Raw genomic sequence first — 23,350 nt, forward strand, 5'->3', positions numbered from 1 at the left:
GGATCTTGGGACAGCCCTCAGCCCACCGCGGCGGACCGGGCGTCGGTGTGGGCCACCTTCTCCAGGGACGGGGTGTCGACATCGCCGAACGGACCGTCGGTCGTCGCCCCGTACACCGAGTGCGGCCGCACCGCGGCGAACAGGGAAGGCGCCGGGAGGGTGAACCAGACGACCTTCCCGGCCCGGCCCCGCGGCAGGACCCCCCAGCTCTCGCTGACCGCGGCGATCAGGGCGAGCCCGCGCCCGGATGTGCTGGACGCGTCGGCCTCGCGCACGGTCGGCAGCCGCGGGTCGTGGTCGTGGACGGAGACAGTCAGTCGTTCGAGCAGGAACTCGATCTCTACGGTGCACGTTTTGTCCGGCTGCGCATGCCGGTGGACATTGGTCAGCAGTTCGGTGACGCCCAGCGCTGCCTGGTCGATCAGAGGGTCCAGATGCCAGTAGCGCAATTGCGCCGAGATGATTCTGCGGACCTGGCCGATCCGCGACGGCAGGGCCTGGAGCTCCACCGTGCAGTGCCTGCTTGGCTCGCTGATCACGGCTGCGACTCCCCGAAATAGGTCCGGAAGAAGACGGCGGAACGGAGTCGGCGGAGAGCCGGCTGCCGTTCCCGGGCCGGCGGACTGGATCGCAGTGTCACCGCCGGTGAACCATGAGTGACGTGTGTCCAATGTCGCTCAGTGGTAACGGCTCCGCAACTTGCGGTGTCCGGGCGGCTCCGCTCCGTCAGCACCGCTCTGTCGCCCCTGTGACATCGGCTGTGCGAGGTCGGCCCGTGATGTCAGTCCAGTCGGGCCCCCGCACCGCGCAGGGCCTCGAGGAACCGGTGCGACGGGCCCACTCGGTCCCGCCTGTGGTCGCGCTGTCCCATCGTCAGCCGGTAGCGCGTCCCGTTGAATCGCGCCACCGCGGAGTCCGTACCGGCGAACCAAGGCCGGCCCGCACTGACCACCCCTACCGGGGCGCTGTCGATCTCCCGGCCGTAGCTGGTCAGCAGTACCACCCGGCCGTCCTTCACGATCACCTGCCCGGCTCTCGTGAGCGAGCGGGCCCATCGTTCGATCCGTACCCCCGTCGCGCTGAACTCCGTTTCCGTCATGACTGCTTCGCCCCCTTTCTCATGCTTCCGACGGCAAGTCTGCATGTGGCTCGGCCGGTGCACCAGACCGTCTCGGGGCCGGATGTCGCAATTGCGCCAGGGCGGGCGGCGGCCGTCCGGGCCGCCGACACCAAAGGGCTGTCCCGTAATCCCTGGTGGATAGGCGCGCGGCGTCAGATGGGATGCATCGCAAGGCGGAGGGGCGTCCTCGTGCCGGGCGTATTCGGGCGTCCCGACAACGCGGCGGGATGCCGTAGCTGTCGTCGCGCGCCCGCCAGGGATTACGGGACAGCCCCAAGGCAGCGCTATGGACCCCCAAAGTCAATGTTTGTGCAGGTAGGGGGCATATCGTTGATGTGCAGAGTCCGGGGGTCCGGGGGGTCCGGCTGTCCGGTGACGACGAGCAGGAGCGTGCTGATGGACACCAATGGGCACAGGCTCGACGGCCAGGTCGTGGCGACCGTCGACGTCGACCGCACCGACCACGAGTACCGGGCCTGGCTGAATGACGCCGTGCGCAAGGTCCAGGCCGACGCCAACCGTTCCGCCGACACGCATCTGCTGCGTTTTCCGCTGCCCGAGGCCTGGGGGATCGATCTTTACCTCAAGGATGAATCGACGCACCCCACGGGCAGCCTCAAGCACCGGCTGGCCCGCTCGCTCTTCCTCTACGGGCTCTGCAACGGCTGGATCCGGCCGGGCAAGCCGGTGATCGAGGCGTCCAGTGGCTCGACGGCCGTCTCGGAGGCGTACTTCGCGAAGCTGATCGGGGTGCCGTTCATCGCGGTGATGCCGCGCACCACCAGCCCCGAGAAGTGCAGGCTGATCGAATTTCACGGCGGCCAGTGCCACTTCGTCGACGACGCCCAGAAGCTGTACGAGGAGTCGGCCGAACTCGCCGCCGAGAGCGGCGGTCACTACATGGACCAGTTCACCTACGCCGAGCGGGCCACCGACTGGCGCGGCAACAACAACATCGCCGAGTCGATCTACCAGCAACTGAGGCTGGAGCGCTACCCGGAACCCACCTGGATCGTGGCCACTGCCGGTACCGGCGGCACCTCGGCGACCATCGCCCGCTATGTGCACTACATGCAGTACGACACCCGGATCTGTGTGCCCGACCCGGAGAACTCCTGCTTCTTCGACGGCTGGACCCACCATAACGCCCTCGCCACCAGTGACTGCGGTTCACGCATCGAAGGAATCGGCCGGCCCCGGATGGAACCCAGCTTCGTGCCCGGCGCCATCGACCGGATGATGAAGGTGCCGGACGCGGCCAGTGTCGCCACCGTGCGCGCCCTGGAGCAGGCCATCGGCCGCAAGGCCGGGGGTTCCACCGGCACCGGGTTGTGGAGTGCGTTCAAGCTCGTCGCCGAAATGCTGGAACAGGGCCGTACCGGCAGCGTCGTCACGCTGCTCTGCGACCCGGGCGACCGCTACCTCGACAAGTACTACTCCGACAGCTGGCTCGCCGGACAGGGCCTCGACATCGCCCCGTACGCCGCGACGATCGAGCGCTTCCTGGCCACTGGCATGTGGCCCCGCTGAGCCAGTCCCTCACCCGCGATCCGAGCCTTCAGGCGGGGGTGGCGGCGAGCCGCTCGTCGAGATTGCGCACCGCGTCCCGGAACGCCCGGCCCAGCCCGGCCCGGCCCAGCCGCAGGGTGAACCGGAACGGCGCCGGCCCGTCGGCGGCGAAGGTCCACTGCACCCTCGTGCCCGCCCCGGTCGCGGCCGGGGAGAGCCGCCACTCCTCCAACAGGGCTTGCAGTGCGGGTGCGTTGGTCTCGTCGACCCGGTAGGCGTACCGCTCGCCCGGCTCCTTCGCGAGAACCGTCTCCCGGAACATGGTGCCGCCCTTGAGCCGGACCTCGCGGCCCGCGCCGGCTGCGGTGGGGCGGGCAGCCGTCACTGCGGTGAACCAGGAGGGCCAGCCCTCGACGTCCTCGGCGAGCGCCCGGTACACCGCCTCGGGGGGTGCGGACACCTCGGCGGCGAACACCAGCCGCAGCGGAGCGACCGGGACGAAGTCGAGGTCCACGGAGCGGAGTCGGCGTGCCATGGAACGCACCTCCCGTGCGATCGGCCGCGGACGCACCCCGTCCGCGAGGAGCCACACGATATCTGTCGTACCGTCAGATGTCCGCACCGGTACGTGCCGCAGCTACGGCCGCACCGGGTCGTCCAGGAGGCCGTCCAGCACCCGGCGGAAGATCCGGCGGCCCGCGCCGGAGAGCAGAGCGTCTCCCCAGTGCGGCAGCAGCCGGACGCGCAGCTCCTCCACCCACACCACGTGCGAGCCGCACTCCGCCGGATACACGTCGATCGAGGCCCGGCCCAGCACCAGGGAACCGCGCTTCTCCAGGCGGCAGAGCCCGGCCCGGCCGGCCGCGGGCGGTGCCCAGCGCACCACTTCCATCGGGTCGTCGAACCCCAGCGGGCCCACGCCCGTGCGGGCCACGAAGACGGTCCCGATTCCGGTGGGAAGCCCCGGCGGGACACTGATCCGGGTGAGCGGGAGATGCGCGGCGTGCCGTTCCCAGTCGGTCACCAGGCGCCACGCCTCGGCGGCGGGAAGGGGACTGAATCGCTCGATCCGGAAGACGGCCACGGCACGATTCTAGGACGTGACGGGCACGTCGCGCGCAGAGCGGAACGTGTCGCTCGGCTCTGTGCCGCCAGGGATTACGGGACAGCCCTCAGCTGTCGGACGGCTCGTCCCCGGTGGTCGCACCCGCCACCACCAGGCCCGGCAGGTGCTCCTCGATCTCCTCGCGGGCCTGCGCCGACAGACCGGAATCGGTGACGAGGGTGTCCACCTGCTCCAGCGTGGCGAACGAACTCAGGCCCACCGTTCCCCACTTGGTGTGGTCGGCGACGACCACCACCCGCCGCGCCGAGTGCACGAAGCGCCGGTTGGTCTCGGCCTCCGCCAGATTCGGCGTCGACAGGCCGGCCTCGACCGAGATCCCGTGCACCCCGAGGAACAGCACATCGAAGTGGAGCGAACCGATCGCCTGATCGGCGACCGGCCCGACCAGGGAGTCCGACGGAGTCCGTACCCCACCGGTGAGCACCACCGTGGCGGCCCCGGCCCGCGGTCCACCGGTCGCCGCCGAACGCTGCGCGGTGTGGAACACATCGGCGACCCGTACCGAGTTCGTCACCACCGTCAACTCCGGTACGTCCAGCAGATGCTGGGCAAGCGCATACGTAGTCGTACCACCGGAGAGCGCGATCGCGCTGCCGGGCACGGCCATGGTCGCGGCCACCCGTGCGATGTCCTCCTTGGCGGTCAGCTCCAGCGTCGACTTCACCTCGAAGCCGGGCTCGTGCGTGCTCGCCTCGACGACCGGCACCGCGCCACCGTGGACCTTCTCGATGACACCCTGACGGGCCAGTGCGTCCAGGTCCCGGCGGACGGTCATGTCGGAGACGCTGAGTTTGCGGGTCAGCTCATTGACCCTGACCCCGCCGCGCCTGCGCACCTCGTCGAGGATCAGGGCACGCCGCTGCTCCGCGAGGAGGTTCTGATTCTCGCTCAACGCCGGGTCCGGTCCTTCCCTCTCGCCTGTAGCAGGCTGCCGTCTGTCGGACGGGGTCATCCTGCCACGCAGCTCCGTCCGGCGCCGCACTGGGGAGATTCGGTGAGACAGGTGCCACCGCGGCCGCTGTTCCGCGATTCTGGTGACTGCGCATCAGCACAGCCCCCGGAACGTCGCGAGAGCGAGAGAGCGAGTCACCCACGTGCCCCCTGTCACCCAGGCCCCGCAGAGCACGGGGGCCGCGCTGGAACTGCTTGTCCACGGCGTCGGCGGAGCCACTCCCCAGGACATGCTCGACGATCCGCGTATCGCCCGGGTCACCGGTGACGCGACGGCGGCCATCTACCGTCGCACCGGGGACATCGACGCCGAGCAGTACCCCGAGCGGTACCGGGACGGGCCCATCGAGGAGGCCTACTGCTGGTCCAACCTCACATCCGGCAATGGTTCCCGCGCGCTCTGGCTCCTGCTGCTCCCGTTCATGGTCGTCAACCTGGCCCACTGGATGCGGCCCACCGCCAAGGGCCGCACCCGCGCGGTGCGGCTGTACGGCGTGCTCGTCCGGCTCGTCGCGCTCAGCCTCACCGTGCTGCTCACCGCGGCAGCCTGCGAGGTCGCCCTCGATCTGGTGGCCTGGCAGTGCGCGGGCGTTCCCGACTGCTCGAACCGGCGGTCCTGGCTCGGTTTCCTGTCGACGGCGCAGGGCGGCTGGTGGTCGCAGCCGGGCCGCCGGCTCGCGCTCGCGGCCGTGGTGCCCACCGCGCTGGTGGGACTGCTCTGGTTCTTGTCCAACCGGACCTGGAGCGCGTACGAGTCGCAGCGCCCGCTCACGGGCGCCGGGCCGGACGAAGACGCTCCTGACGAAGACGGTCCCGACGACGGTCCTGCCGCCCTTCCCAGCGGTCGCTCCGGCGGCCCTTCCGTCGGCGGGACCGACGCCACCTCCGCCCCCGTCGTCCGTCCCGCCCTCGGCCGCCCCGGCTTCTGGTACGGCCGGCGGCTCGTCGCCCGGCTGCGGGCCGCGCACACCGCCGCCGGGTTCCTGACCGTGGCGGCCTCCGTCGCGGGCGCCGCCGCCCGGCACGACCGAGCCGTCAGCGGCCCCGTGCCCGACCTCCTCGGCCGGCTGATCGAGGCAACGCTCGTGCTGGGCACCCTCGTTGTGCTCTGGGTGGTCTGCCGTCGTGGCCGCAGCGAGCGGCGGATCGACAACCGGCTCGACCGCGCCGTCATCAGCTGTCTGCCGGGCGCCGCCCTCGCCCTGCTCGTCCTCGCCGTCGTGTACGCCGCCTGGTCCCGCCCCGGCTGGGTCTCCGCGGGCTCGCTCCCCGGAGACGTCACCTTCCGTGTCCTCACCGTCGGCCAGGGCGCTCTCGTGGTCGCCCTCACGGTGGTGGCGCTCGGCCTGTACCGCCGGACGCCCGAGCCACGGACGGTCATGTACGGACTCGGTGGCCCCGCGGTCGCGATGCTCGCCTGTGCCCTCGGCGGCGTCATGTCCGGCGGGGTCGCCCAGCGCGTCGCCGACTGGCTCGACGGCTCCGGCACCCCCGGCATGGGGCGGGCGTCCGTCATCGACGGGCCGCCGGTGCTGCTCAGCTGGCAGGCCTCCGTCATCCCCGTGCTCCTGGTGCTGTTGCTGGTCCCCGCCGCCGTGCTGGGCGTACGCACCTGGCTCGCCGCCCGCGCTCTGGAACCGGAGGTCGACCAGGAGTACGGGCAGAAGGGGCCGGACGCCGCCCGTACCCGGCAGATCGCCAGGACCCGGGCCACGGCCGCGCTGACCGACTCCGCGCCCTGGCTGCTCGGCCTGGTCTCCGGCGCCACCCTGCTGCTCGGAGCGGGGGCCGTCGCCGGCGCGTGGCTGAGCGGAGAGGTGCCGGGGCTGGCGCTGGACGGTGCCGGCCCGTTCATCGAGTCGGTGGCGGAAGCGGCCCAGTCGACCGGATCGTGGATGGTCGGTTTCGGCTTCATACTCTTCGTCACCTGGGGGCGGCGCGCCTACCGCGACGCGTCCGCCCGGCGCACCATCGGCATCCTCTGGGACGTCGGAACGTTCTGGCCGCGCGCCGCTCACCCCTTCGCGCCGCCGTGCTACGCCGAGCGCGCCGTCCCCGACCTGGCGTCCCGGATGTCCGGCTGGACCGGCCGCACCCGCGGCAGGCTCGTCATCTCCGGCCATTCCCAGGGCAGCGTTCTCGCGGCGTCCGCGGTCTGGCAGCTGCCCGCCGAGGCCCGGAAGCGGGTCGCCCTGCTGACCTACGGTTCGCCGATCGAGCGGCTGTACGGGCGCTGGTTCCCGGCCTACTTCGGTCCCGGACCGCTGCACGGACTGCACCGCTCCGTGCGCTGCTGGCGCAATCTGTGGCGGGCCACCGACCCGATCGGCGGCCGGGTCCGGCTCGACGGTGGGTCCGAGCCCGAGGTGGACCGGGGGCCCCTGCGGGACCCGCTGGTCTACGGGCGTACGCCGGAACATCCGCTGCCGGAACCGGTGCTGGGTCACTCGGACTACCAGGCCGACCCGGTCTTCGCCGAGGAGAGGGCCGCGCTGCTCGCCCGGCTCGGCCCGTTCCTGCCCCGCCAGGCCGACGGGGGCTCCGGCGAGGCTCAGGGGAGTTCCGGCAGATCCTCCGGGTAGAGCAGGGTGAGGTCGTCCGTGTTCGGCTCGGCGAGCTGGGCGACCCGGCCCGCATGCCGCTCGACCATCGACTCGAAGGTCTGGCGGGCCGTGCGGCCGTTGCCGAACGCGGGGCCCTTGGGCAGCTCGGTGAAGTACTTCAGCAGTGCGTCCCCGGCGCCTTCGGCCAGGCTGTACTCGTGCTCGTCGGCCTGCTGCTCGACGATCCGCAGCAGCTCGGCGGGCTCGTAGTCGCTGAAGGTGATGGTCCGTGAGAACCGGGACGCCACACCGGGGTTGACGGTGAGGAACCGCTCCATCTCGTGGGTGTAGCCGGCGACGATGACGACCACCGCGTCCCGGTGGTCCTCCATCAGCTTCACGAGCGTGTCGATCGCCTCGCGGCCGAAGTCCCGGCCCGAGTCCTCGGGTGACAGGGCGTACGCCTCGTCGACGAACAGCACGCCACCGCGTGCCCGGTCGAAGGCCTCCTGGGTGCGGATGGCGGTCGAACCGATGTGTTCGCCGACCAGATCGACCCGGGACACCTCGACGAGATGCCCGCGCTCCAGCACGCCCAGTGAGGCGAGGATCTCGCCGTACAGCCGGGCCACGGTGGTCTTGCCGGTGCCGGGGGAGCCGGTGAAGACGAGATGGCGGCGCACCGAAGCTGCTTTGAGCCCGGCCTCCAGACGGCGGCGGCCCACCTCGATCATGTCCGTGAGGCCCCGCACCTCGCGCTTGACGCTGTCCAGGCCCACCAGCGCGTCCAGTTCGCCGAGAACGGCGCCCGACGTACGCACCGGCTCGGCGGGCACGTCGATGACGGAGGGCGCTACCGCACGCTGCGTGGGTACCGCACCGAGCACCCCGGGGGCCGCCTCGGTCGCCGTCAGCACGGTGGGCGGCGGGGGAGGGGGAGTGCGCAGCCCGCTCTCGTCGCTGGTGCAGTCCTCCACGACCGGGCCCACCCCCTGACCGTCGCCGTGCGAGCCGCCTTCGGCGAACTCGTAGCCTCCGCGGGCACACCGCTCCGTGCGGCATCGGGTCAGCGTCGTACGGCAACCGTCCATCACATGGAAGCCGTATCCGTCGCTTCCGGTGACCCGGCAGCTGTGGAACGTGCCGCGGCCCTCGGCCGAGACATAGAAACCGGCCTCGGCGGGCGAGGTGACCGTGCAGCGCTCGATGGTCGGATCGGCGCCCTTGGTGACGATGACGCCGGTCTGCGCCGCGTCTATGGTGCAGTTGTTCAGCGTGCCGCCGCTGCCGTGGTCACGGAACCAGGCACCGGTCGACGCCTCCCGGATCCGGCAGTCGTCGAGCTGCGCGGTGGCTCCGTCGCTCACCGACACCGCCGTGTTGCGGACCTGGGTGAGATCGCTGTCGACGACATCGGCGCGTGAACCCCGGTCGAGGACGAAGATCGCGTCCGGCACGTCGTGGACCCGGCAGGAGTCCAGTATCACGGTTGCCCCGTCGCTCACCCAGACCGCCGGGTAGTCACCCGTACTGTCGTGGATCTCGCACTGGTTGGCGTCGACCCGGGTGCCGGGGTCCCATACGGAGAGGCCGTTGCGGCCGAAGCGGCGCACCGTGGACCGGGTCAGCGTGAGCACCGAACGGGAACGCAGATCCACCGCGTTCTCCGGGATGTCATGGATGTCGCAGTCGGCGAGCGTCAGCACCGCGTCCGTGTCGAGCGTGACCCCGTCCGACGAAGTGCGGTGCACCGTGCAGTCGGTGAGATGGGCGGCGGCGCGGGCCGTCACCTGTATTCCGCTGCCCTTGATCTCGTACACCTCGCAGCCGACCCCCTCCAGGGCGCTGCCCTCACCGGTGACACTCAGCCCCGCGCCCGAGGTGTGATGGATGCGGCAGCGCTCCAGCCGCGGATGCGCACCGTCGCGCACCGAGACCCCGGCCTGTCCGGCAGCGACGATCTCGCACTCCTCGAACACCCCGCCCGCACCGTCGAGTACGGCGATGCCGACCCCGGCGGGGTTGTCGACCGTGCAGCGGCGCACGGTGGGGCGGGCCGCACCGCGCACCTCGATCCCGGCGGCGGACCGCGTCACGATCCGCAGATCCGTCAGTTCCGGAGCACCGTCCTCGATGAGGAGCGCGGGGGCCGCCGAGTCCTGGCCCTCCACATGCAGATCCTGGACGACGGCGGAGGCGCGGAGCGTCAGCGGTACGCCGTCGACCGGCGCGATCCGTACGGAGCCGACTGAGCCCTCCGGGCCGCGGAGCGTCACGGCGCGGTGCAGGACCAGATTTTCCCGGTAGGTGCCCGGCGCGACGGTGAGGACATCACCGTCCGCCGCGGCCTCCAGGGCCGCGGTGAGGGAGGCGTATTCGCCAGTGCGGCGCCGCCACCGCGATGTGCCGGTGTGCGTCACCTGGACCGTGCCCTGTGCCATGGCGCTGCTGTGCCCCCACCTCGTGCGTGTGCGATGCCCTGACCACCGGTCTCTCGGCAGCGGTCATTCCGGGTCCGCCCGCCGAAGAGGCGGGCGGGCCGGTCCACCGTAGCGCGCGCGGAGGGCGGGAGTTGACGCGATCAGCAGCTCGTCAGCTGCCGGTGCCCGTCCTGCCCCAGTCCGGACCGGCCTCCGCCCATGCCCGGTCGAGTTCCGCATACCGCCGTTGCACCATGCGCCATACGACCAGACGCCGCCCGGCCTCGACCAGACCGACGCAGATCAGCGTCACCCCGAACCCGGCCAGTGCCGCATGCGTGCGGGCCGTCGCCGAGTCCATGGGGCGCGGCGCCGGGCGACCCTGCGGATCCGTCCAGATCCGCACCCGGGCGCCAGGGTCCGTGACCCGGGAGGAGGTCACCACCTTGCCCCTGAGGGGTGTGCCGTCCGGGGCCTTCCAGCGCGCCAGCACCGCCGTCTGTGTCGCACGCTCCGAGGGCACCTCGGGGTCGGTGACCAAGTGCCGCGCCCCCGGCGCCAGGCGCACCACGACCGCCGTCGTGGCATGGCGCTGCGTCTGCTGGAACCGCACCGACTGCTGCAGGACGTCGTCGGTGAGCGCCCCGCACAGCCAGCCGAGCGCCGGCGCCGCCAGCACCATCAACAGCATTGCGACCAGAGCTACCCATGCCTCACGCCGGTCGGTGGCGCGGCGCAGGGGATTGTGTCTCCAACGCCAGACTCCCGATACCGCTCGCACAGATCTGCACCCCCTTCCGCATCCGTCATAACCTGATACGGCACAGTTCGCGCGCTGGAGCAGCGAAGAGAGAGCTACTTCACCCTGTCCAACGCGCGGGCGACCCCGGTGAGTTCCCCCTCGACCGGCCCGTGGTGATCAGGTGGTGATGAGACGACCGCCAGCGCCGTGCGCGGCTGCTGACGTGGTGCGACGGCCCGGTCCGCGGCGTCGGAGGGCATCCGGCGGCGGTCGCCGTCGAGTCCCCATGGCTCGACGGCGCGCTGACTGGATGCATGGGCACAGCACGCAGTGCGGGAGGACGCATGCCTGCGTCCTGCCGGTCCCCGGACAGACCCGTGTGCGGCGGGTCGCTCCGGCTCGGTGCGCCTTGCTCCGTCCCTCCGGCTCAGTACCCCCGGCCCTGGTACGGGCGGTTGTACGGGTCCTCGTACGGAGAGGGCGTGGGTGCGGGCCGCGGCGACGCGGGACGCATCGACTCGTACCCGGTACCCGGCGCGGGGCGCTGCTGCTGGGGCTGAGGCGCCTGATAGCCGCCACGCATCCCGGTCGGCTGCTGCGGGATGTACGGCGCCGGGGCGTGCTGCAGATGAGCCGGCTGCATCGGCGCGTAACCCTGCTGCTGCGGGTAGCCGTACGAAGGGTTGGGCTGGGAAGGCGCCGCGGGAAGAGCCGGCAGAGCCGCCGGGAGTGCCGGCAGGTAGCTGTTGTAGCTGTTGCCGCTGTCATAGGCGGCAGGCACTCGGATCGGGGCGATCTGAGGGCTGCCTCGCTCCGCGACCAGGGAGTCGTAGATCGGAGTGTCGGGGAACGACGGTGCGGCGTAGTAGCCGCTGCCGTAGGTGGAGCGGGGGGAGGTCATGGAACATAAGTTAAGCCCACGATGTGCTGGTTGGGGAGCCCGATAAGAGGGTTGGTTTACGGGATGTGAGTGAACCAGGATCCCCAATGCGAGCGAACTTGGGAAAAAAGGGCACCAGAGCGCGTTGGAATCGTGTAAAGGACGAGTTCACGGGGGGTTACCGGCAGATCGCCGGACGGGGTCGGTCATCGCTGTGGGCTCCACGAGGGAGGGCGGATTAGGTTGGCCCGGGAAAGACTTCGGCAGCCGTACTCGCGATGGGGGCGAGCATGACCATGCTTAAAGGAACCAATGTTCCGGTGGCGGCTCAGGCCGTGCGGGTCGAATTGGGGTGGCGTACCGCGCCGGGCGCACCGGACGTGGACGGATCGGCGCTCCTTCTCGTGTCGGGAAAGGTACGCAGCGACGCGGACTTCGTCTTTTACAACCAGCCGGTGCACGCCTCGGGCGCGGTACGTCACGAGGGCAGACGGAGCGTGGCCGACGGCGTCACGGACAGCCTCGCGGTGGACCTGGAGCGGGTGGAGCCCGCCATCGATCGCGTCGTCGTGGCCGCCTCGGCGGACGGTGGCACCTTCGGGCAGGTGACGGGGCTCCACGTACGGATCATGGATGCGTCGGACGGCACCGAGATCGCACGCTTCGACAGTGCCGACGCGACGGTGGAGACCGCGTTCATTCTTGGTGAGCTGTACCGGCGCCAGGGGGCCTGGAAATTCCGGGCCGTGGGCCAGGGATACAGCACCGGTCTCGAAGGTCTCGCCACGGACTTCGGTATTTCCGTCGACGAACCGCAGCAGCCTCAGCTGGCGACGCGAGTCGACCTGCCGCCACCGCCGCAGGTGCCCGCCGGGCAGCACCCTCAGTCCCCGCCTGCCGCCCCGATGGCACCACCCGTACCTCCGGCACCGCCTGCCGCCCCGCCGGTCGCTCAGCCCGTCCGGCTGACCAAGGTGACGCTCACCAAAGACGCGCCCTCGGTCTCCCTCGCCAAGCAGGGCGGCACTTCGGGAACCATGCGCGTCAATCTCAACTGGCAAGTGCGCAAACAGTTCACGGGCTGGGGCAGCAAACTCGGCAGAGCCATCGCCAACCACGCGGACCTCGATCTTGATCTCTGCGCCCTCTACGAACTGACCGACGGCAGGAAGGGAGTTGTCCAAGCGCTCGGAAACGCCTTCGGCGCTCTCGGGCAGCCCCCGTATATCCACCTCGACGGAGACGATCGCACCGGCGCCGTCTCCACCGGCGAGAACCTGACCATCAACCTCGATCACAAGGACCGGCTCCGCCGCGTCCTGATCTTCGTCACGATCTATGAAGGCGCCCGGAGTTTCGCCGATCTGCACGCGACCGTCACCCTGCAGCCGCAGCACGGCGCCGCGATCGACTTCTCGCTCGACGAATGCACCGTCCCCTCCACGGTCTGCGCGCTCGTACTCATCACCAACAACGGGGGAGACCTCACCGTGCAGCGTGAAGCCCGTTATCTCGTACCCGAGCGCGGGGTGAGCCCGCAGCGCACCATCGACTACGCCTACGGGTGGGGGATGAACTGGACACCCGGCCGTAAATGACCCCCGGTCCGTCCGGTCCCGCCACCGTCGGCGGACCGGTGCCGCCATCCGCTCATCGGTCCGGCGCGGCCTCGGGACGGGCGTAGGTACGTCCCTTCCAGGCCGCGCCACGGCCCCGGTAGTGCTGCAACGCCGAATCGACCGTCATCAGCAGGTAGAGCACGGCGGTGAACGGCAGGAGCGGGGCCAGCCAGAGCGACTGCCGGTAGTAACCCAGCATCGGCATGTACGTCCCGGCCATCACCGCCCACGCCGCGCCACCCGCCCACGCCGCCGGCGCATCCCCGCCCAGCAGCCCCGCCGCGAGCGTGACCGGCGGTGCGAGATAGACGAGCGCGAGGCCCAGCACCGTACCGACGAGCAGCAGCGGGTTGTGCCGCAACTGGGCGTACGCGCTGCGCGAGACCATCCGCCAGAGATCCGCCAGCCGGGGATACGGCCGCACACTGTCCACCCGCTCCGCGAGCCCCAGCCAGATCCGGCCGCCGCTGCGCCGCACCGCACGCGCCAGCGACACATCGTCGATCACCGCCTGCCGGATCGACTCCGGCACTCGCGCCCGCTCCGCGGCACCGGTCCGCAGCAGCACGCACCCGCCCGCGGCGGCCGCGGTCCGCGCCGTCGCCCGGTTCACCCACCGGAACGGATAGAGCTGCGCGAAGAAGTACACGAAGGCCGGCACGACGAGGCGCTCCCATGCACTCGCCACCCTCAGCCGCGCCATCTGCGAGACCAGATCGAACCCGCCCGAGCCGGCAGCGGCGACCAGCTCCCGCAGACTGTCCGGCTCATGCGCGATGTCCGCATCCGTCAGGAGCAGGTACTCCGGCGCCGGCTCCCGGGCCCGCGCCAGGGAGATCCCGTGCCGCACGGCCCAGAGCTTGCCCGTCCACCCCGGCTCGGGCTCTCCGGGCGACACCACCGTGACCGGAAGCCCGCCGTACCGCACGGACAGCGCACGGGCGAGGTCCCCCGTGCCGTCCTTGCTGCAGTCGTCGACGAGGATGACCTCCGCGGCCCCCGGATAGTCCTGGGCCAGCAGCGACGGCAGACTCACCGGCAGCATGTCCGCCTCGTCACGGGCGGGCACCACGATCGCGACCGACGGCCAGCCGTCGGGGGCCGTACGCCGTGGCAGCCGCTGGTCGGTCCGCCAGAAGAACCCTTGTCCCAGCAGCAGCCACACCCATGCGGCCAGCGAACCCACGGCGATCCAGGCAACGGCACTCATTCGCCGCAGTCTGCCCCACTGTGACGAGACCGCAAGGGCGGTCGACTATGGTGACCGGGTGAAGATCGCGCTCATGGACTCCGGAATCGGCCTGCTCGCGGCGGCCGCCGCGGTACGCCGGCTGCGGCCCGACGCCGATCTGGTGCTCTCCTCCGACCCCGACGGCATGCCGTGGGGCCCTCGTACGCCGCAGGACGTGACCGCTCGCGCGCTCGCCGTGGCCCGCGCTGCCGCCGCCCACCGGCCCGACGCACTGATCGTCGCCTGCAACACCGCCTCCGTACACGCCTTGCCGACGCTCCGCGCCGAGCTGGAACCCACGCTGCCGGTCGTCGGCACCGTCCCCGCGATCAAGCCGGCCGCGGCCGGTGGCGGCCCGGTCGCGATCTGGGCCACCCCCGCCACCACGGGCAGCCCGTACCAGCGCGGACTCATCGGTGACTTCGCCCGCTCGGTCGCCGTCACCGAAGTCCCGTGCCCCGGTCTCGCCGACGCCGTGCAGAACGCGGACGAAGCCGCGATCGACCGTGCCGTCGCCGCGGCGGCCGCTCTCACTCCACCGGACGTAAGGGCCGTCGTTCTGGGCTGTACCCACTACGAACTGGTCGCCGAGCGGATCCGGGCCGCCGTACAGAAGCCCGGCCTGCCACCCGTCACGCTGCACGGCTCCGCCGGGGCCGTCGCCGCCCAGGCGCTGCGCCGGATCGGCGCCGCACCCGCTCCTTCGGCCGAACCGGCCACCTCGCTCACCGTGCTTCTCAGCGGCCGCGCCGCCGAGCTGCCGGACGCCGCCCTGGCCTACGCCGAGGGCCTGTTGCTGGGGGCGGTCAGTCCCGCCCGCTGAGCCTGCGGCGGCCCGGTGAGGGCCGTCGGACCCGTCGCGGCTGCCCGGATTCTGAGTACGCTGCTGGCATGAGGGACCACCCCCGAAAACCGACGCATGCCGGAGCCGAGGCGCCTCCCGCCGTCTGGACCGGCCGGGCCACCAACAAGGCCCAGTGGGTGCTCGCCGCCGCCGGTGCGGCCTGCACGGCCCTGGGTATTCAGCTCGCCGTGAGCTCCAACTGGACCTCCGGCGTCATCCCGCTCCTGATGTCGGTGATCGGCTGCGTGGCGGCCGGACTCCTCATGCTGTTCGGCACGCTCGCCTTTGTGAACGTGGCCGTCCGGGTCGACGGGCACGCCCTCGAAGTACGCTGCGGCCACATGGGCCTGCCGCGCCGCCGGATCCTGCTCACCCACGTGGTGGGCGCGGATTTCGTACCCCGGGTCACCCCCCGCCAATGGGGCGGCTGGGGCTACCGCTGGCGCCCCGAGCAGGGCACGGCCGTGGTGGTCCGCAAGGGAGAGGGCCTGGTGCTCAGGCTCGGCGACGGCCGGACCTTCACGGTCACGGTGGACGACGCGGAGGCGGGCGTACGGTTCATCCGCGAGCAGCTCCAGCTGCCGGCGGCCGGCGCAGCGACCGGTGCCTGAGCGGGTAGGAGCCTGAGTGCTTCAGCCGCCCCCGGTCGGTCGGAGCGGGGTGTGATCCGCCCGCGGGCCGCGCTCGGCCCTGATCCGCGTCCCGTGCGCGGAACGTCCCGCATCCTCGTCACCCTCCGTACGGGTCCCGTCGGCCGCTCCCGCCGTGTCCGAAGCGGCGCGGCCGTCCCCGATGGGCAGCCGGGCCGATGCCAGCCCCGCGAGCAGTCCTGCGCCCGCCGTCACGGGCGTGAAGCTCAGCGCATTTCCGACACTCGCCAGGGCCGCCAGCGCGGTGAGTGCGGCGCCCGCCGTCAGGACGACTGCCGTGGAGCGGGGAGAGCGCCAGAGCACGTACAGCAGCCAGCCGAAGGCCGCACCCAACAGCGTCACTCCCACCACGCCCTGCTCGGCGGCCTGCTGCAGCGGTGCCGAGTGGGGCTTCCCGTCGGACCGCAGGGTCTGCTGGGCGGTCGGGCTCATCTCGGCGAACCGGTCGGGTCCGACGCCCAGCACCGGATGCTCCTTGGCGAGCGTCACCGCGTCCTGCCACAGAAGCACGCGGTTCCCGGTGAGCTGGCCCTCCAGGGAGATCATCAGGCCGTCGGGCAGGGCTTCCTCCGCCACCGCCCATGACGCACCGACGACCAGCGCCGTGACCAGTGCGAACCCCGCGAGCCCGAGCAGCCTGCGGCGCATCCTCGCCGCGGCGAGCGAACAGAGCAGTACCCCGAGCGCCGCGACGAAACCGGCCACCGACTCCATGGTCAGCGCGGCGCAGGCGGTTCCGAACGCGAGCAGCCGCAGGGTGAGGCGCAGGGGAGCCCGTCGGGCCGCCGCGGCCGCGCAGCAGGCGGCGCCCGCAGCCAGGACCAGCAGCGCGGCCGCCGCCCCGGTGTGACCGGGCGCGATGTCGACGGCGGCGGTGGCACCCGGCATGCCACTGCTGCGTGAGAGAAGGGCCATGACGAGGGCGGCGACGGCGGTGGCCGTGGCGGTGGCCACCGGCAGCAGCGTGCCGCAGATCCGACCGCAGGCGAAGCCCGCGGCGACGGCCAGCAGTGCCAGCAGCACGCCCTCCGGTCTGGTCTCCCGCCCGGCCGCGCTGACCAACGACCAGATCGCGCAGGCGGCGAGAATCACCGCTCCGGCTCCGTCGGACGCGTTGCCGCGTTCCCGAGCCGCGTACCCGCCTGCCGGTGCAGTCATCCGTCCGACCCCCCGAACTGTGACCGTCCCGTCCGCGACGGCCGGATGCGGCCGGTCGGCGGGGGACTGGCGCACACGGTAACGGCAGTGGTGCGACTTTGTGGAGGAAAAGCGCAGGAACGATCCGGCAGGGAGGATTCCGGCAACGGCACGGGACTGCCCCGCGCACAGCCGACCACCGTAGACTCCGCCTGGTGAGCGCCACCATCACCCCAGTCGACGACCCGCAGTCCACCCCTACGGCCGGGGGCAGACGGCTTCTGCCGGGGCTCGTACGGCCTGCCGCGGCCGTGCTCTCGGGGGTGATGCTGTACCTGAGCTTCCCGCCCCGGCCCCTGTGGTGGCTGGTTCTGCCCGGCTTCGCACTGCTCGGCTGGACCCTGCACGGACGTCGGCTCCGCGCCGGTTTCGGCCTCGGTCTGCTGGCCGGCCTCGGCTTCATGCTGCCGCTGCTGCACTGGACGGGCGAGGAGGTCGGCCCCGTCCCATGGCTGGCGCTCGCCGTCGCCGAAGCGCTGTTCGTCGCGGTGGGCTGCATCGGGATCGCCGCCGTGTCCCGGCTCGCCTGGTGGCCGGTCTGGGCCGCCGCCGTCTGGACGCTGGACGAGGCGGTCCGGGCCAGGGTGCCCTTCGGCGGCTTCCCCTGGGGCAAGATCGCGTTCGGACAGGCGGACAGTGTGTTCCTGCCGCTCGCGGCCGTCGGCGGCACACCGCTGCTCTCGTTCGCGGTGGTGCTGTGCGGCTTCGGCCTCTTCGAAGCGGTGCGTTCCTTCCGTACGTACCGCAGCACCGGTCAGGTCCCCCGAGCCGCGGTCGCCGGCGCGGCCGCCGCGGTCCTCGTACCCCTTGCCGGGGCGCTGGCCGCGCTGCCGCTCGTCGACGACTCGGCGGAGGACGGCACCGCGACCGTCGCAGCGATCCAGGGCAACGTGCCCCGCCTCGGACTCGACTTCAACTCCCAGCGCCGCGCCGTCCTCGACAACCACGCACGCCGTACCGAACAGCTGGCCCGCGAGGTGAAGGCGGGCAAGGTACCGCAGCCCGACTTCGTCCTGTGGCCGGAGAACTCCTCCGACCTCGACCCCTACCGCAACGCGGACGCGCGGATCGTCATCGACGAGGCCGTGAAGGCGATCAACGCCCCCACCGTGGTCGGCGCGGTCGTCGAGCCCAACACCGGTAAACTGCGCAACACCCTCATCCAGTGGGACCCGAACGGCGGCCCCGTCGCCACGTACGACAAGCGCCACATCCAGCCCTTCGGCGAGTACATGCCGATGCGCTCGATCGCACGCGTCTTCAGCTCGGACGTCGACCGGGTGCAGCGCGACTTCGGACCGGGCAAGAAGGTCGGCGTCTTCGATCTGGCGGGCACCCAGGTGGGGCTCGTCACCTGCTACGAAGCCGCCTTCGACGATGCCGTACGGGACACCGTCGAACACGGCAGCCAGCTGATCGCCGTCCCCAGCAACAACGCCACCTTCGGCCGAAGCGAGATGACGTACCAGCAACTGGCCATGAGCCGGGTGCGGGCCGTCGAGCACAGCCGGTCCGTCGTCGTCCCCGTCACCAGCGGGGTCAGCGCGATCATCCGCCCGGACGGGACGATCGTCCAGCAGACGAAGATGTTCACCGCGGACGCGCTGGTGGACAAGGTGCCGCTGCGCTCGTCCCTGACCCCCGCGACCCGGCTGGGCACGCTCCCCGAAGGGCTGCTCGCGCTGATCGCCGTGGCGGGACTGGGCTGGGTGGCTGTCCGGTCGGTACGGGTCCGCCGCGCGCGGTGAACCGCACCGGGCGGGCCACGTATGGTCGTCCCCATGGCCACTCCTGACTTCATCCGCGAACTCCGTGTCACTGCCGGTACACAGCTGCTCCTGCTGCCAGGCGTCACTGCCGTGGTCTTCGACGACGAGGGCCGGGTGCTGCTCGGGAGGCGCGCCGACACCGGCAAATGGGCGATCATCGGTGGTATCTGCGAGCCGGGGGAGCAGCCGGCCGTGTCGGCGGTCCGTGAGGTGTACGAGGAGACCGGCGTGCACTGCGTGGCGGAGCGGGTGGTGCTCACGCAGATGCTCGATCCCGTGCAGTACGCGAACGGCGACCGGTGCCAGTTCCTGGACGTCACCTTCCGCTGCCGGGCGACCGGGGGTGAGGCGCGCGTCAATGACGACGAGTCGCTGGAGGTGGGCTGGTTCCCGGTCGACGCCCTGCCGCCGCTGAACGAGTTCGGGCTCCTGCGGATCAAGCAGTCGCTCACCGACGAACCCACCTGGTTCGAGCCCGCCGGGCAGCAGTGACACATGAGTAGCAACCGCTCATGAAGACGCCGGACGGGCTCGACCACTCAGCCCGTCCGGCGATTCGATGGCTCACACAGTCAGATGCTCATGCGGTACGGGCGTCGGCGGCCACAGCCGCGGACGCGTCCCGCTCCGGTGCCGTCTCGATGTTCTCGAGGTCGCGGTGCCGGGTCTCCTTGGCACAGACGACCGCCAGGACGGTGATGAGCGCCGCCGCGATCACATACAGCGAGATCATTGTCGAGCTGTGGTAGTTCTCGAGCAGCGCGGTGGCGATGAGCGGCGCCGGGGCACCGGCTGCGACCGACGAGAACTGAGCGCCGATCGACGCACCCGAGTACCGCATCCGGGTCGCGAACATCTCCGAGAAGAAGGCCGCCTGAGGCGCGTACATCGCCCCGTGGAAGATGAGCCCGACCGTGACGGCGAGCAGCAGGCTCCCGAAGCTGCGGCTGTCGATCAGCGCGAAGAACGGGAACATCCACAGCCCCACACCGACCGCCCCGATCAGATAGACGGGCTTGCGGCCGAACCGGTCCGACAGCGCGCCCCACACCGGAATGACCGCGAAGTGGATGGCGGAGGCGACGAGCACGGCGTTCAGCGCCGTCTGCTTGCTCAGCTCAGCGGCAGTCGTCGCGTACACGAGGATGAACGCCGTGATCACGTAGTAGCTGATGTTCTCCGCCATCCGGGCCCCCATGGCGATGAGCACATCCCGCCAGTGGTGCCGCAGCACGGCGACGAGCGGCATCTTCTCGGCCGCCGCGGCGGCCCCCTTGCGCGCCTCGGCCTGCGCCAGCGCAGCCTTGAACACCGGTGATTCATCGACAGAGAGACGAATCCACAAGCCGACGATCACGAGCACGCCGGAGAGCAGGAACGGGATGCGCCAGCCCCAGGCCCCGAAGGCGGAATCCGACAGCAGCGCGGTGAGCGCGGAGAGCACCCCGGTCGCGAGCAGCTGCCCGGCCGGTGCCCCGGTCTGCGGCCAGGAGGCCCAGAACCCACGCCGCTTCGCATCCCCGTGCTCCGATACGAGGAGAACGGCTCCGCCCCACTCACCACCGAGGGCGAAGCCCTGCACCAGTCGCGGGACCGTGAGCAGTATCGGAGCGGCGACACCGACGGTGGCATGCGTCGGCAGCAGCCCGATGGCGAAGGTCGCCGCACCCATCAGCAGCAGACTCAGCACCAGCAGCTTCTTGCGGCCGAGCCGGTCGCCGTAGTGTCCGAACACCAGGGCGCCGAGCGGTCGGGCCGCGAAGCCGACCGCGTAGGTGAGGAAGGAGAGGAGCGTTCCGACGAGCGGGTCGGACTCGGGGAAGAACAGCTTGGGGAAGACGAGAGCGGCTGCTGACCCGTAGAGAAAGAAGTCGTACCACTCGATGGTGGTCCCGATGAGGCTTGCGGCGACGATGCGCTTGAGCGAGCGGGTGGTCGGTGGAGCGGATGCCGAGGCGGCCATGGGTACCACTTCCGGACGGTTGCGGGGACGTTTCCGTGTCGCCACACCGTAGGAAGGGGCAGGTCAGGGGCGTATGTGGTGGGGGACCATAGTTCTCGGGTCGGGTGTGCGCGGGACCACCATGACAGGCATGTCGAGACTGCTGCGAGGACCGAACCGAAGCCGGCGGGCCCCTGTCCGAGTTGTGTTGTTGGGCATGGTTCAGTGCCCTGGTGCTGACTCCTGTGCTGGTCAGTGCTGACCTGAAACCAACCATTCGGGTACGTCTCAGCGCGTTGCGCCGCATCAGGGGTTCGTTCGCGGCCATCAGCCCAGGTCGCTCCGTCCGGACAGTCGCGCTGGGCATCCTCGACCACGTCGACGCCGGTAAGAGCACCGTCACCGAGCGAAGGCGCGTACCTGGGGACGGCCGGCTGACGAGGCAGATCAGGTCGCGATCGATGCCCAGCTGGTCGGGGGTGTCAGCCGCGCGCCGTCGGGCCGGAGCTGCTCTACTGGCTTCAGGGGGCGTCGTACCCGTAGCCCGGAGAGATGCAGATGAGCACCTACCGAGTCGCCCAGGTCTCCGCCCCCAGCGGTCCGTTCGCGATCGTCGAGCGGGAGATGCCGCAGCCGGGCCCAGGCCACGTACGGATTGCCGTGGATGCCTGCGGGATCTGCCACAGCGACGCATTTTTCGTGACTGCCGGCGTCCCCGGCGTACGGTTTCCGCTGGTACCCGGGCATGAGATCGCCGGGCGCATCGAGGAGCTCGGCGAGGGAACGCAGGACAAGGGCTGGCATGTGGGCGACCGGGTGGCGGTCGGCTGGTTCGGCGGCAGCTGCGGTCACTGCACGCCCTGCAGGCAGGGCGACTTCGTCGTGTGCGAGAACCTGAAGGTGCCCGGATGGGCGTACGACGGCGGTTACGCCGAGGCGGTGATCGCCCCGGCAGACGCGCTGGCCCGGATCCCCGACGCGCTGGCGGCGCCCGATGCGGCGCCCCTTGGCTGTGCGGGGGTGACCACGTACAACGGGCTGCGGCGCAGCTCCGCCCGGCCGGGCGACCTGGTCGCCGTGCTCGGCATCGGCGGCCTCGGCCACCTGGGGGTGAAGTACGCAGCCGCCATGGGCTTCGAGACCGTGGCCATCGCCCGCGGAGCCGGCAAGGCCGACTTCGCCAAACAGCTCGGTGCGCACCACTACATCGACAGCACGGCGGACACCACCGTCGCAGACGCCCTGCAGTCCCTCGGCGGCGCCAAGGTCGTCCTGGCCACCGCCGCCAACTCCGCCGCCACCACAGCGACCGTGGAAGGGCTGTCCCCCCGCGGCGAGCTGGTCGTCATCGGCGCGGACAGCGAGCCACTGGGCATCAGCCCGAACCAGCTGCTCATGAGTGGCAAGATCGTCCGGGGCCATCCGTCCGGCACCGCACAGGACGTGCAGGACACCATGGCGTTCAGCGCCCTGCACGGAATCCGCCCGATGACCGAGATCGTGCCGCTGGACCAGGCCGATCAGGCGTACCAAAAGATGCTCTCCGGCGCCGCCCGCTTCCGGATGGTGCTCACCACCCGCTGACGCACCCGGCCCTCGGCCTTTCGCCAGCGAGCCGCCCGGGCGGCATACTCGTGGGTGGTGCGCAGGGCTGAGAGGAAATCGTCCGTAATAGGCGCCGACCCTCCTCATCGTCCATCTCGCACACGCGCACCGCTCGGCCATGCCGAACACGGACCCGGTCCCACGGGCCGTAACGCTCTGACACAGCTCGCCAGAGGGACTCGTTGGTGCAGCAGACGTCGGACGTCGTAGCCGGTGAGCCGGCAGCGGTCGCCAGCCGTCCTTGAGTTCTACGTCCACCTCGACGGTCGGGCGGAGGTCGCGAAGTGCGGTGCGGTGTAGGGATTCTGGAGTTCAGACTCTGATGTCGTCATCCGTTGCCATACTGCCGTGTCCTGGTGACGGTTCGGGAACGGGGAGACGCGCGCGGGCCGCCGTGGGTTCACCACCGGCGCTGCCAGAGGCCCTGCCGTTGAACGCGCGAGCTTGATCGCCACGGTTCCCGCCAGGCGTCTTAGGGCACCACCGTAGGCGCCCTCGGCAGGGGGCCTGATGATCAAAACGGTGGTGTGCGGCAGGGATCACGGGACAGCCCCTAGGCAGCCGGAAGCGTCGGCCCGTCGCCCTCCTGCTCCTGGTAGGAGTAGCGCTGCTCCTGCCAGGGGTCGGCGATGTTGTGGTAGCCGCGTTCTTCCCAGAAGCCGCGCCGGTCCTCGGTCAGGTACTCGATGGCACGCAGCCATTTGGGGCTCTTGTAGCCGTAGAGGTGGGGAACCACCAGCCGCAGGGGGAAGCCGTGCTCGGCGGTGAGGGGCTCGCCGTTGTGGTGGGTGGCCAGGAGGGTCTCGGAGGTGGCGAAGTCGGCAAGGCGGAGGTTGGCGGCGTAGCCGTACTCGGCCCAGGCCATGACATGCGTGACTGCAGGGGTCGGCGGGACCACGTCCAGGACGGCGGTGGCGGGGATGCCGTACCACTCATGGTCGGTGGAGGTGGGGCCGGTCGCGCAGTGCAGGTCGGCGACGACCGTGCGGTGGGGCAGCCCGGCCAGTTCGTCGAAGGTCCAGTTGCGCTCGGCGCTGGTGGCGCCGTGCACCCGCAGGCTCCAGCGCTCGGGACGGAAACGGGGGACGGGCCCGTAGTGCGAGACCGGCCATCCCTGCACGTGGCGCTGGCCAGGAGGGATGCGGGACGGTGTGCCGGCCGCGGTGGGATGGTCGACGGTCAATCCCCGCCCCTTTCGCCTC

The 23,350-nt window shown here is 71.0% G+C and carries 20 protein-coding genes; 8 read left to right on the plus strand and 12 right to left on the minus strand.

What is annotated here, in order from left to right; translation table 11 throughout:
* Positions 1–17 precede the first annotated feature (17 nt).
* Together OHB49_RS37245 and OHB49_RS37250 are read right to left on the minus strand one after the other, a co-directional pair.
* A complete protein-coding gene (locus tag OHB49_RS37245; protein ID WP_030975048.1) occupies positions 18–539 on the minus strand; it encodes an ATP-binding protein in 522 nt (173 codons plus the stop codon).
* A 242-nt stretch (positions 540–781) separates the two neighbouring features.
* Entirely contained in the window at positions 782–1,099 is a 318-nt protein-coding gene (locus OHB49_RS37250; protein WP_329165289.1) for a hypothetical protein, read from the minus strand.
* 417 nt (positions 1,100–1,516) lie between these two features.
* Here OHB49_RS37250 and OHB49_RS37255 point away from each other — a divergent pair, with 417 nt between their 5' ends.
* The gene (locus OHB49_RS37255; RefSeq protein WP_329165290.1) at positions 1,517–2,650 is read left to right on the plus strand and encodes a PLP-dependent cysteine synthase family protein; all 1,134 of its coding nucleotides are present in this window, start codon (positions 1,517–1,519) and stop codon (positions 2,648–2,650) included.
* Between the two features lie 28 nt (positions 2,651–2,678).
* Here the strand turns inward: OHB49_RS37255 and OHB49_RS37260 are convergent, their stop codons facing one another.
* The 3 genes from OHB49_RS37260 to OHB49_RS37270 all read right to left on the minus strand — a co-directional run bounded on the left by OHB49_RS37260 (position 2,679) and on the right by OHB49_RS37270 (position 4,647).
* Positions 2,679–3,164 (minus strand): SRPBCC family protein, encoded by a 486-nt coding sequence (locus OHB49_RS37260; protein WP_329165291.1) that lies wholly within the window; start codon positions 3,162–3,164, stop codon positions 2,679–2,681.
* A 102-nt stretch (positions 3,165–3,266) separates the two neighbouring features.
* On the minus strand, positions 3,267–3,713 hold the full coding sequence (locus OHB49_RS37265; protein WP_030975040.1) for an SRPBCC family protein: 447 nt from the start codon (positions 3,711–3,713) through the stop codon (positions 3,267–3,269).
* 88 nt (positions 3,714–3,801) lie between these two features.
* Positions 3,802–4,647, minus strand: a complete 846-nt coding sequence (locus OHB49_RS37270) for a DeoR/GlpR family DNA-binding transcription regulator (RefSeq protein WP_329165294.1) — start codon at positions 4,645–4,647, stop codon at positions 3,802–3,804.
* 202 nt (positions 4,648–4,849) lie between these two features.
* On the opposite strand from OHB49_RS37270, the gene OHB49_RS37275 reads away from it, so the two are divergent.
* Positions 4,850–7,288, plus strand: a complete 2,439-nt coding sequence (locus OHB49_RS37275; protein WP_329165296.1) for a hypothetical protein — start codon at positions 4,850–4,852, stop codon at positions 7,286–7,288.
* On the opposite strand, the gene OHB49_RS37280 is transcribed toward OHB49_RS37275, so the two are convergent.
* The 3 genes from OHB49_RS37280 to OHB49_RS37290 form a co-directional block, all read right to left on the minus strand.
* The gene (locus tag OHB49_RS37280; RefSeq protein WP_329165298.1) at positions 7,258–9,690 is read right to left on the minus strand and encodes a right-handed parallel beta-helix repeat-containing protein; all 2,433 of its coding nucleotides are present in this window, start codon (positions 9,688–9,690) and stop codon (positions 7,258–7,260) included. The two genes, OHB49_RS37275 and OHB49_RS37280, sit on opposite strands and share 31 nt — an antisense overlap.
* Before the next feature lie 151 nt (positions 9,691–9,841).
* Positions 9,842–10,450 carry an Rv1733c family protein gene (locus OHB49_RS37285; protein WP_329165299.1) on the minus strand — a complete coding sequence of 203 codons (609 nt, stop codon included), beginning with the start codon at positions 10,448–10,450 and terminating at the stop codon, positions 9,842–9,844.
* A gap of 388 nt (positions 10,451–10,838) precedes the next feature.
* Complete coding sequence (locus tag OHB49_RS37290) at positions 10,839–11,312, minus strand: DUF6643 family protein (protein ID WP_329165300.1); 474 nt, start codon at positions 11,310–11,312, stop codon at positions 10,839–10,841.
* Between the two features lie 257 nt (positions 11,313–11,569).
* On the opposite strand from OHB49_RS37290, the gene OHB49_RS37295 reads away from it, so the two are divergent.
* On the plus strand, positions 11,570–12,889 hold the full coding sequence (locus OHB49_RS37295; protein WP_329165301.1) for a TerD family protein: 1,320 nt from the start codon (positions 11,570–11,572) through the stop codon (positions 12,887–12,889).
* A gap of 52 nt (positions 12,890–12,941) precedes the next feature.
* On the opposite strand, the gene OHB49_RS37300 is transcribed toward OHB49_RS37295, so the two are convergent.
* Positions 12,942–14,120 carry a glycosyltransferase gene (locus OHB49_RS37300; protein WP_329165302.1) on the minus strand — a complete coding sequence of 393 codons (1,179 nt, stop codon included), beginning with the start codon at positions 14,118–14,120 and terminating at the stop codon, positions 12,942–12,944.
* A 58-nt stretch (positions 14,121–14,178) separates the two neighbouring features.
* Here OHB49_RS37300 and OHB49_RS37305 point away from each other — a divergent pair, with 58 nt between their 5' ends.
* On the plus strand, positions 14,179–14,964 hold the full coding sequence (locus OHB49_RS37305; RefSeq protein WP_329165304.1) for a glutamate racemase: 786 nt from the start codon (positions 14,179–14,181) through the stop codon (positions 14,962–14,964).
* Between the two features lie 68 nt (positions 14,965–15,032).
* Positions 15,033–15,596, plus strand: a complete 564-nt coding sequence (locus OHB49_RS37310) for a hypothetical protein (RefSeq protein ID WP_329165305.1) — start codon at positions 15,033–15,035, stop codon at positions 15,594–15,596.
* Positions 15,597–15,617: 21 nt separating this feature from the next.
* On the opposite strand, the gene OHB49_RS37315 is transcribed toward OHB49_RS37310, so the two are convergent.
* Entirely contained in the window at positions 15,618–16,793 is a 1,176-nt protein-coding gene (locus tag OHB49_RS37315) for an O-antigen ligase family protein (protein WP_329165306.1), read from the minus strand.
* Positions 16,794–16,987: 194 nt separating this feature from the next.
* Here OHB49_RS37315 and lnt point away from each other — a divergent pair, with 194 nt between their 5' ends.
* Both lnt and OHB49_RS37325 read left to right on the plus strand, forming a co-directional pair.
* A complete protein-coding gene (gene lnt, locus OHB49_RS37320) occupies positions 16,988–18,580 on the plus strand; it encodes an apolipoprotein N-acyltransferase (protein WP_329165307.1) in 1,593 nt (530 codons plus the stop codon).
* Positions 18,581–18,613: 33 nt separating this feature from the next.
* Positions 18,614–19,093 carry an NUDIX hydrolase gene (locus tag OHB49_RS37325; RefSeq protein WP_030975009.1) on the plus strand — a complete coding sequence of 160 codons (480 nt, stop codon included), beginning with the start codon at positions 18,614–18,616 and terminating at the stop codon, positions 19,091–19,093.
* 88 nt (positions 19,094–19,181) lie between these two features.
* On the opposite strand, the gene OHB49_RS37330 is transcribed toward OHB49_RS37325, so the two are convergent.
* Complete coding sequence (locus OHB49_RS37330) at positions 19,182–20,564, minus strand: MFS transporter (protein WP_329165309.1); 1,383 nt, start codon at positions 20,562–20,564, stop codon at positions 19,182–19,184.
* A gap of 537 nt (positions 20,565–21,101) precedes the next feature.
* On the opposite strand from OHB49_RS37330, the gene OHB49_RS37335 reads away from it, so the two are divergent.
* On the plus strand, positions 21,102–22,127 hold the full coding sequence (locus OHB49_RS37335; RefSeq protein WP_329165311.1) for an alcohol dehydrogenase catalytic domain-containing protein: 1,026 nt from the start codon (positions 21,102–21,104) through the stop codon (positions 22,125–22,127).
* A 574-nt stretch (positions 22,128–22,701) separates the two neighbouring features.
* On the opposite strand, the gene OHB49_RS37340 is transcribed toward OHB49_RS37335, so the two are convergent.
* Positions 22,702–23,331, minus strand: a complete 630-nt coding sequence (locus OHB49_RS37340; protein ID WP_329165312.1) for a molybdopterin-dependent oxidoreductase — start codon at positions 23,329–23,331, stop codon at positions 22,702–22,704.
* Between the last annotated feature and the right edge of the window lie 19 nt (positions 23,332–23,350).

Source organism: Streptomyces sp. NBC_01717, from assembly GCF_036248255.1.
Classification (GTDB): Bacteria; Actinomycetota; Actinomycetes; order Streptomycetales; family Streptomycetaceae; genus Streptomyces.